This is a genomic window from Bacteroidota bacterium (assembly GCA_018692315.1).
GTDB lineage: Bacteria > Bacteroidota > Bacteroidia > Bacteroidales > JABHKC01 > JABHKC01.
The window spans coordinates 1-10182 of sequence record JABHKC010000011.1; the positions used below are offsets into that span (position 1 = coordinate 1).

At 33.8% G+C, this 10182-nt stretch carries 8 protein-coding genes; 4 read left to right on the plus strand and 4 right to left on the minus strand.

Annotation, left to right across the window (positions count from 1 at the left end; translation table 11 throughout):
* Positions 1–292 precede the first annotated feature (292 nt).
* The gene (locus tag HN894_00555; protein ID MBT7141796.1) at positions 293–604 is read left to right on the plus strand and encodes a hypothetical protein; all 312 of its coding nucleotides are present in this window, start codon (positions 293–295) and stop codon (positions 602–604) included.
* Between the two features lie 105 nt (positions 605–709).
* On the opposite strand, the gene HN894_00560 is transcribed toward HN894_00555, so the two are convergent.
* The 3 genes from HN894_00560 to HN894_00570 are packed head-to-tail and all read right to left on the minus strand — an operon-like array spanning position 710 to position 7450.
* Complete coding sequence (locus HN894_00560) at positions 710–2158, minus strand: sugar MFS transporter (GenBank protein MBT7141797.1); 1449 nt, start codon at positions 2156–2158, stop codon at positions 710–712.
* A 3-nt stretch (positions 2159–2161) separates the two neighbouring features.
* On the minus strand, positions 2162–4417 hold the full coding sequence (locus HN894_00565; GenBank protein ID MBT7141798.1) for a family 20 glycosylhydrolase: 2256 nt from the start codon (positions 4415–4417) through the stop codon (positions 2162–2164).
* A gap of 57 nt (positions 4418–4474) precedes the next feature.
* A complete protein-coding gene (locus HN894_00570; GenBank protein ID MBT7141799.1) occupies positions 4475–7450 on the minus strand; it encodes a glycoside hydrolase family 92 protein in 2976 nt (991 codons plus the stop codon).
* Positions 7451–7774: 324 nt separating this feature from the next.
* On the opposite strand from HN894_00570, the gene HN894_00575 reads away from it, so the two are divergent.
* The 3 genes from HN894_00575 to HN894_00585 all read left to right on the plus strand — a co-directional run bounded on the left by HN894_00575 (position 7775) and on the right by HN894_00585 (position 9274).
* Positions 7775–8230, plus strand: a complete 456-nt coding sequence (locus tag HN894_00575; protein ID MBT7141800.1) for a hypothetical protein — start codon at positions 7775–7777, stop codon at positions 8228–8230.
* A 177-nt stretch (positions 8231–8407) separates the two neighbouring features.
* The gene (locus HN894_00580) at positions 8408–8914 is read left to right on the plus strand and encodes an N-acetyltransferase (protein ID MBT7141801.1); all 507 of its coding nucleotides are present in this window, start codon (positions 8408–8410) and stop codon (positions 8912–8914) included.
* Between the two features lie 24 nt (positions 8915–8938).
* Positions 8939–9274: a cupin domain-containing protein gene (locus HN894_00585; GenBank protein MBT7141802.1), complete on the plus strand. Its 336-nt coding sequence runs from the start codon at positions 8939–8941 to the stop codon at positions 9272–9274.
* A 331-nt stretch (positions 9275–9605) separates the two neighbouring features.
* On the opposite strand, the gene HN894_00590 is transcribed toward HN894_00585, so the two are convergent.
* A complete protein-coding gene (locus tag HN894_00590; GenBank protein ID MBT7141803.1) occupies positions 9606–9905 on the minus strand; it encodes a hypothetical protein in 300 nt (99 codons plus the stop codon).
* Between the last annotated feature and the right edge of the window lie 277 nt (positions 9906–10182).

Below are 10182 nucleotides of genomic sequence, written 5' to 3' on the forward strand. Positions count from 1 at the left end.
TACTTGACAGATTAATTCATTCATCACACAGAATTGAATTAAGAGGAGAAAGTTTAAGAAAAAAAAGTAAATTTGAAGTATGAAAAAATGATTTTATAAACTGAAATTTTGTCATATTAAAGCGTTCTTTAAAACCAAAATATAGAGGGGTCAATATGGCCGGATTGAGGGGTCAACATGACCGGAATATCCAATTGGTAATGATTATATTGTGGAGTTAATTTTTTGCTTAAACAAAATCGGCTGTAAAGAATGTCTGAAAGCAATGAATGATGTTTTCAAACATAATAAATTGCAAGATAATATAAACAAAACTGTTTTAGTTATAGATAAGAATTGTATAGGGGCATTTTCGAGAAGAAATTATTATGATGTCATAAACGACTTAATTCCTCATTCTGAAAACATTTTATTTTTATATCCGGCAAACGCAAATAGCAACGAAACGATAGATTTTTATGGAATAAATGATGATATGTTTTTAGTTTTTAAAAACAGCAAAGAAGCAATTATTTTCAACTACAATAATTTGTTCAGCAAAAACTGTGTTAATAAAATCCCTAAAGAAATTATTAAATCCATAGTATCAAAACTAAATGAATAATTTGTTTTTGGAATAGCTTTTTAATTTGTTTATGAAAATACCCTGCGGGTTTTCAAAACCCGCAGGGTATAATAGCGTGAATGTCAGTATTTTCAGCAATATTTTTTATGAAACTGTTTTCCTCACAACATGCCCTTTCCAACCATAATAAGCCAAATATATATAGCAAATAATTGGTACAAAAAATGAATAATGCAAAGCTCCAAACATATCGGCGAAAGCTCCCTGAACCAACGGAATTAAAGCTCCTCCAAGAATTGCCATGACAAGAAGTGATGAGCCCTGGCTGGTATATTTTCCAAGATCTTTAATAGCGAGTGTGAAAATATTCGACCACATTATTGAATTGAACAAACCTATGCTTATCACAGTCCATAATGCTAATTTCCCGTCTGAAAACAATGTGATAATAAGCAAACAAATTACTATTAAAGCGAAAATCATCAAGGTACGAGCAGGCAAGGATTTCCCAAAATGAAAAGCGATGAGATTTACACCTATAAAAATAAGGAAGGGTGTAATTCTAACAAATTCAAATTCAAAACCACTTTCGAAATACACGGCAAAATATATCACTAAAAATGCAGCAATAGCCACAGCAATCATACTTAAACTCTTTTTAACTTTATCTTGCATTTCGCTCATTGAGATTGCTCCCAGAAATCTACCAATCATAGCACCTCCCCAATAGAAAGCCAAAAACGATTTTGCTTCCATTTCAGGGTAACCTACAATTTCTTTAATATAATTTATGAGCACGCTACCAATACTAACTTCGCCACCTACGTACATAAAAATTGCAAGCATTCCCAACACGAGATGTTGATGTTTCAATGCGCCGGCACCTTTTTCTATGGTAGAACTATTGGCAAATTTCGGAAGTTTTGTAAATTTTATTATAAACGCTAAAATAATGAAAAGTCCGGCCCACAACAAATATGGTAATTGTACGCCATAAGCCGAGATTGGGTCTCCTTCGTCGGTAACTATAGGTAGTCCGGAATTGGAAAGAAGAGGCGTTCCGAGTTTTGCAAAATAATGAAAAACAAGAAAACCGCCAATAATCGGAGCAATGGTAGTTCCAAGGGAATTAAAACCTTGCGATAAATTTAGTCTGCTTGAAGCAGTTTCAGATTTCCCCAAAATTGCTACATAAGGATTTGCTGCAATTTGCAATAATGTGAAGCCAAGCCCCAAAATAAACAAGGCAGTAAGAAATAGCCAGTAGGCTTTCATCTCGGCAGCAGGATAGAACAAAACGCAAGCAATTGCTGAAATTATGAGCCCGATTAATATTCCATTTTTATAGCCAATTTTTGAAATTGGGTCGCCTGAGGAAGCCGATATGAGAAAATAAATTAGAGAGCCTATAAAATATGCTCCAAAGAAGCAAAACTGAACCAACATTGCTTGTGTATAATTTAACTCAAAAACTTTTTTCAGGAATGGAATGAGAATATCGTTCATGCAAGTTATAAATCCCCACATGAAGAATAAAGAGGTTAAAACTATAAGTGCTTTTCTGTAATTTGGATTTGATTTTGTGTTTTCCATTTTCTAATATATTTCAATTTCGTCAATAAATATCCATGTTTTGCCGCCGGCACCCGGATGCCAGTCGGGGCATTTTTGTTTGTTCAGTCCTACAATTTTTATGAATTGAGCTTTGGTGTTATCGAGTTTTATGCCAATATCTTTTGTTGTGGTTTTCATAAGTTTTTCTGGGAGAATGTCGGTTATTTCTTCTGCTTTTTCATAATCTTTACCGTTGCTTGAAGTATAAAAACTTACTTTTGTTGGTGCAAAAATCCATGATGGAACCGATTGTAGAAAGCCAAGTTTGATTTCAGATATTTTCATCGTTTCATTGAGGTCGATTATTGCTTCAAGGTCTTCGCCTTCAAATCCTTGCCAGAGTTTGTCCCTATATTCATTTGTCCCTTTCAAACCATCTATTATAGAATTTTCGCCGTTTGCAGGATAATTTTTAGAATATTGGTTTTTTAGGATTATTTTTTTGCCAATAGCTTTATGTTTCGTAAATTTTCTTTCGAAAATATTCCCAATTCTCTTTCCATCGTGCAGTGCAATTGCTTTAATTTTGCAGGTTTTATCTATAAGAATTGCTTGGCTATATTTTTCTGAATTTTCGTTTGGTTCACTTCCATCAATCGTGAAATGAATGTCGAGTTTTTGTTTTCCTGACGAAAGGATTAGTTTATAATTTCCTGTATTTAAGTCGATTTCTGTTTTGAAAATAACAGGCTGAGATTCGAATCCATAATTCACGCCAAGTTTTTCTAACCTGTCGTAATGTGTTTGCACCCGATTGTGAAATTCTTCATAATTTCTATTTTGAGGATATGTCCAAAGAACTTCGGCCATAGCCAAAATTCGCGGAAATACTTTATTGTCGATGGTTTCTTGTGGTGCTCTTTCAGTCCACATATTGCACTCCCCGCCCAAAATGTGTTTTGCTTCTGTTTCATTCAGTTCTTCTGGAATTGGATCGAAGGAATAAACCTTCTCCAAATCGGTTGTTTTAACATCATAATCGAAATAGGCATGACTCGTGGGGCTCATTATAGCATCGTGTCCGGTTCGTGCTGCTTCTATGCCACCTTCTATTCCTCGCCACGATTGTACTGTTGCTCCGGGTGCCAAGCCTCCTTCGAGAATTTCGTCCCAGCCAATAATTTTTTTCCCTTTGGAGCTTAAATATTTTTCAATTCTTTTTATAAAATAAGATTGTAGTTCGTGTTCGTCGTGGAGTTTTTCATCTTCGATTCTTTTTTGACATTTTTCGCAATTTTCCCAGCGATATTTTGGAGCTTCGTCTCCCCCAATGTGAATATATTCTGAGGGAAATAGTTCACAAACTTCATCAAGAACATCTTGTAAAAAAGCGAAAGTATTATCATTTCCGGCACAATAAATATCTTTAAAAACACCCCAATTGGTTTCGACCTGAAATGGACCTCCGGTGCAGGAAATTTCAGGATATGAAGCTAATGCAGCCGATGAGTGCCCGGGCAATTCTATCTCAGGAACAACCGTAATATATCTTGAGGCAGCATATTCTACAATTTCTTTAACGTCTTCTTTACTGTAAAAACCACCGTATTTTTTACCATCCACTTCGTTTCGCCATGCTCCAATTTCTGTTAATTTTGGATATTTTTCAATTTCAATTCGCCAGCCCTGATCTTCGGTCAGATGCCAATGCAGACGGTTCATTTTATGATATGCCAAAAGGTCTATGTATCTTTTTACAAATTCCTTTTCCATGAAATGACGGCAACAGTCTAACAGCATTCCACGCCATGGAAACTTCGGGATATCGGTAATCAACAGTTGTGGCAATATTATCTTAGCATGATTGTTTGTAGCCACTAATTGTTTTAAAGTTTGAATTCCGTAGAAAATTCCCGCCGGTTCGTGTGCAGACAATTCAATATATTTATCAGAAATTTCTAATGTATATCCTTCATTTCCCAATTGTGCATTCTTTTTCAAGAATAGATGAATGAATGGCAGTCCATCGGGTTTTTTACTAACTATTGCAACATTCTTATTGCATTCTTCAAATAAAAATTTGCTCAGATAATCTTGTAAATCCAGGAGTTCTTCATTTTCTGAAACAACTACTATTTTTTCATCGAAAGAAAAAGTCCCCGATTTTTTTGTTAAATCGCTAACCTGAGGAACTAAATCTATCTTTAGATTTTCGCTTGTAATCTTTTTTTGGGAATTGCATCCTGCAAAAGAAACTGCTATTATTAAAACAATTGCAAATACTCTCATTTTTTTCATAGTTTATAATTCATAATTTATAATTCTCCAGATAGCTATCGGGATCATAATTCATAATTAATTTACAATAATTTCATCAACAAAAATCCAACCTTTTCCGTTGTGCTCATAACCTATATGCCATTCAGGACACATTCCCATATTTTTTGCAACAACTTTTATAAATCTGGCTTCGGTATTTACATTTGCTGTGAAATCTTTAGTTATCCCACCTTCAGTTTTCTGATTTACATCATTCTTTATAGAAGTCAAATATGAATATTTGATCCCATCATTCGAGGTAAAAACCTGAATTTCAATAGGCATAAAAATCCAGGATTTTATATCCTGAAGGCAGCCAATTCCAACCGTTTTTATTTTTTGTTTCATACTAAGGTCAACAACTACATTCACATCAATTTCGTGAAATCCCTGCCACTCGCCGGTTTTAAAATCAGAACTACCACGAATTTGGTCTATCAAACACAAATCGCCACCACCGGTATATTGAGTACTGTATGGCCTAGTTTCTGATTTTTCATCAATTGGTTTATCATTCAATAAATAGCTTACTTTTCTGTCTTTGCGGATTTTAAAAAACTTAGCCTCAATATCTTTACTTTTACCCAGTTTTTCGTGATGTGCAAAGGCTTTGAGTGTAGTTGTCTCAGTAAGGATTATTTTTTCTATAAATACCTGCGAATTCAGATTTGGTTCTGAGCCATCAAGAGTGAAATAGATTTTTGCAGCCTCAGTAATAGAGCCCAACAAAAGTTCAGTGGTTTCGCTAAAGGTTTTTTCGGCTTTCGCAAAAGGTAGGGGCATTATTAAGTGCTCGTTTATAGCAGCCACAGGTATGTCTGCATCGAGGCTTCCCCAATTTTTGTTAGCTTCAGCACCCATTTCGAAAACAAGTTCGCCACCTTCCATAATTTGAAAATGGGAAATATAGGTTTTCGTAAAATCCTTTCCGTTAAGTTTTGCAGACTGGATATAAATTTTTTTGTTGGAAACATTGTTTGCTTTTATAATAAACTGTTTGCCGTTTTCGAGATTTATTTTTGCCACTGGAAAAATCGGAGTTCCAATTGCATAAATGTTCGAGGCAGGTGTAACCGGATAAAAACCCATTGCACTAAGAACATACCAGGACGACATTTGCCCGCAATCTTCGTTTCCGCACAGTCCATCGGGTTTGGCTGTGTACATCTCATCCATTATTTGCCTGACAATTTTTTGGGTTTTCCACGGACTATTCAAATAATTGTATAAATAAGCCATATGGTGACTTGGCTCGTTACCGTGGGCATATTGCCCTATCAGTCCGGTAATATCGCTTTGCTCACGACCTGTGGTTTCTGAATTGGCTGAAAACAATTCATCAAGTTTGGCTTCTAATTTTTGTTTTCCACCGTGATATTTAATCAATCCGCTAATATCCTGCGGAACATAAAAGCTATATTGCCAGGAATTTGCTTCAGTAAAGTTAAAATCGACTTCACGTGGCTCGAATGGAGTTTTCCAACATTCGTTGTGTTTTGCACGCATAAAACCTGTGGAAGCGTCGAAAATATTTTTGTAGCTCTGGGCTCGTTCAATATACCTTATATATATATCTTCTTTTCCAAGTTCTTTCGCCATTTTGGCAATACACCAGTCGTCGTAAGCATATTCAAGGGTTTTCGATACCGATTCCCCTTCTTTGTTTCCGGGAATATATCCTTTTTCTTTGTAAAATTCTAATCCCAGATGGTCTTGCTCGGCACTATTTATCATAGCTTCAAATGCTTTTTCTACATCATAATCTTTTATACCTTTCATAAATGCATCGGCAATTACCGGAATAGAGTGGTAGCCAATCATACAGCCGGTTTCGTTTGCCGAAAGTTCCCAAACCGGTAACATTCCGCCTTGTTCATATTGCTTGATAAAAGTTTGAATAAAATCGTTAGTTCTTTTTTGGTCAATTATGGTGAATAATGGATGAGTTGCACGATAAGTATCCCAAAGCGAAAAAACTGTATAGTTTTCGAAATTTTTAGCCTGATGAATATTTAAATCTCTGCCTCTGTACTGTCCATTTATATCCATGAAAATGTTTGGAGCGAGCATACTATGGTATAAAGCCGTGTAAAAAACTGTTTGTTGATTTTGCGTTCCGCCTTCTACAATAATTTTTCCTAATTCTTTTCCCCAGATAGATTTTACTTGGGTTTTTATTTTTTCGAAATTCCACTCCGGTATTTCTGCATCTAAGTTTTTTCGGGCATTTTCTACGCTTACCGCAGAAAGTCCTATTTTTAGTAGAACTTCTTCATTTTCTTTGGTAGAGAAAGAAACAAACGCTTTCAGATTTTTGCCTTCTGCTTTTTTCGCTTCCGCTGAAATTTCTTCGTCGATTGAAATTCCTGAATTTGTAAATGCTTTCGAAAATTTGGCTACAAAATAGACATGCTGTTCGTTTGCCCATGCTCTTGAAATTCTTTTTCCGGCAATTTCTGTATCGCTAAGAATTTCAATTTCGGCATCCAAAACTTTATCTCTATGGTCGAGGTCGATAATTATGTTTGATTTTTCGCTTTCAGGAAAAGTATATTTATGAAAACCAGCTCGTTGTGTGGCAGTTAGTTCTACTATAATGCCGTAGTCGTTGAGCTTTGTGCTGTAATAGCCTGCAGTTGCTTTCTCATTTTTATGACTAAATTTAGATGCATAATCTTCATTATTCAAACTTGGTTTTCCCGTGGTTGGCATCAACAGAATATCGCCATAATCGGAACAACCTGTGCCGCTTAAGTGAGTGTGGCTAAATCCATAAACTACACTGTCGGAATAATGATAGGCAGAGCAACCATCCCAACCATCGAGCCTTGTGTCGGGGCTTAGTTGCACCATCCCAAACGGACTACAAACTCCGGGATAAGTGTGCCCATGCCCACCGGTTCCAATAAACGGATTGACACTAAATTTTTCTATTTCTGCCGATTTGTTTGGGCTAGAACATGAAATGAATAATGATAAAATGAAATATAATATTCCTTTTGCATAAATCATTGATTTTTTCTTACTGACGCTTATATTTTTCATAAACTTAACAAATTAAATTCTCAATAAAACACAATTTTTATTCCCGTCAAATATAAATATTTTCATATTTATTATTGGAGTTTTTATTTATGATTTTATTACAAAAATTTGGTAAATATCAGCCAAAACAGGAAATATTCTTCAGATAAATTTCCTACACCAGTAAATATGATTTTACAATAGTAGCCTTTGGATCGCTAATATTATGCGAAAATGACTAAATCTTTAAAAAATAAATACTAATTTCGAGGTTTTTAGACGGAAAGACGTGGGTATTAATTCTATTAAGACATGAAAAATATAGTTCTTTTTATCACTACACTTTTGACAATTCACTCTTATGGGCAATTCTATTCTCCAATTGTATATAATGACTCTATATATAAGATTGTTCCTTACATTGACATAAAGAATGGTGAACAATTATTCATTGGATGTAAATTTTTAAACGATACAATAATTGACTTTTGGAATGTTGAACAAAATTCAAACAATGATTCATTAATTATTGTATCATATCAAGGAAATACTCTTTCAGTGCATAATCCATTTTACAAAGGCCTTTTTTATAATGCGCATTTATACTCAAATTCTACAAAACAATACTACATGCAGTTTGTATATCCGGTTCATATTGGGGATATTAATGAGCTTTATAATGAACGGAATAAACTTGTTGCCCTATCAAAAGACTTCAATAAGAAAAAGAAAAGAAGAAAAAAGAGAAAAACTAATACTAATAAATAGAACAATGTGTATTTTGCAAAACCAAATTTCAATGAAAATCGACATTAAACTACATCCCATATTTTGATTACCAAGCAATTGAAAATTATGCTATATATTGCATAAAAGATCTAATGATTATTCTATACCGGAAATACTAAAATTCATGTAGCTTGAAACTCTAACTATTTCAAAAAAATGAAAATAAGATTAGCAAACAATAAGGATTTATTCCAGATAAATGAGATTTATAATCAATCTATTCCATCAAGGACGTCAACAGCAGATTTGGAGCCAATTTCTATTGAGGATAGAAAAAAGTGGTTTGCAGAACATAACAACTATAAATATCCGATTTTTGTCGCCGAAAATGAAGAAATGATTTTGGGATGGATTTCGCTGAGCCCATATAGACCCGGACGAATGGCATTGCAATATGTTGCAGAAGTTAGTTATTTTATTCATGAAGATTTTCAAAATCTTGGCTTAGGTTCAGAACTGTTAGATTTTGTTATTAATAATTCTCATAAGTATGAAATAAAAAATCTGATTGCAATATTATTGGAGCATAATATTCAAAGTATTAAGCTATTAGAGAAGTTTGGTTTTGAGAAGTGGGGACATATGCCTAATATTGCCAATTTTGATGGTGAAGAATATGGGCACTTATATTATGGATTGAAAATAATGTCAAGTTCTACATAATAAAATGAGAATAAATAGAAAATTATGAAACAGATTTTTCCAGAGATGATAATGGGCCTTCCGGAGGCTGACATCAAGTTTAAAGGTATAAAAGGATGGATTTCACAAAGTAATGATCATCAAGTTGTTTTTATGGAAATTGATGCAATAGGTGAAGTTGCGGAGCATTCTCACGGCGCTCAATGGGGTTTTGTCCTCGAAGGCGAAATGAATCTATGTATTGGTGGCATTACAAAAATATATAAAAAAGGAGATTCGTATTTTATTCCTAAAAATGTTTTACACTCTGCTGTTTTTAAATGTAAAACCTGGGTAGTAGATTATTTTGCCGATAAAGATAGATATAAATCGAAAATTTAGATAAGCTTTTGGGATTAATTCTTACTGAAATGTGTCTATTTAACAAGTTTACATGCGTCTGAAATATTTGGGCAATCATTTGTTAATCTTGCTAGGATTTCAGAAAAAGGTTCATTTGCTATATTTTGTTTTGGTATATCAATAAATAAAGTGCTGTCTTTTTCAATATAAAAAGTCTTAATTTTTTTGCCCTTGTAATGATATAAAGTTGTTTTTCCTTTAGGCGACTTCTAAAAATGCAAATTTCTTCGTTGTTTCGATATTTTAAAATCCTCATTTACAATAGTAAACTGCGGTTTTGAAATTTCTCACGCCTTGAAATTTGCTATTTTTAGAAGTCCCTTTTATGTAATCGCTTCAGAAAGACTCTTATCGATGAATCTGCTATTTGAATTTCTTTTGAAATGTAAACTCGACCATCTTTGAATCCAAATTCTTTAAGCTCGTAAGGCGAGTATTTCGTAGTTTGGGCTCCATTTTTTACCTGACACATTCGAGAATTTGTCAAGTCTCCACCGTCTATTAAATTTATTCCAATAGATTTTGAACTGTCGGTTGCGAAGTATTCATTCTGTCCAGAAGAATGTGCAGGAATGAAGACAATTAAGAATATTATGTGCGAATATTTCATTTTGATGACATATTGCATGTGTCGATATTACATCAGGAAAATTCCTTATAGTTCATCTTTATGTTTCGTTTTTATTACCCTTTTTCTCAAAAGGATTAAAATAATCTCATCGAATTTTGCGTTTGCTCAGGTGTATATATTTCTAAAGTTTCCTTAATTTTTCAATTCAAAACTTCTCTACGCTACAATTAACAAAGCATAACGAATTTTCAGAAGTGGAAGTTACCTTTTTATAAAAAGGAGTCTCAATAATTGTATATTTACTTGACTAAAAATA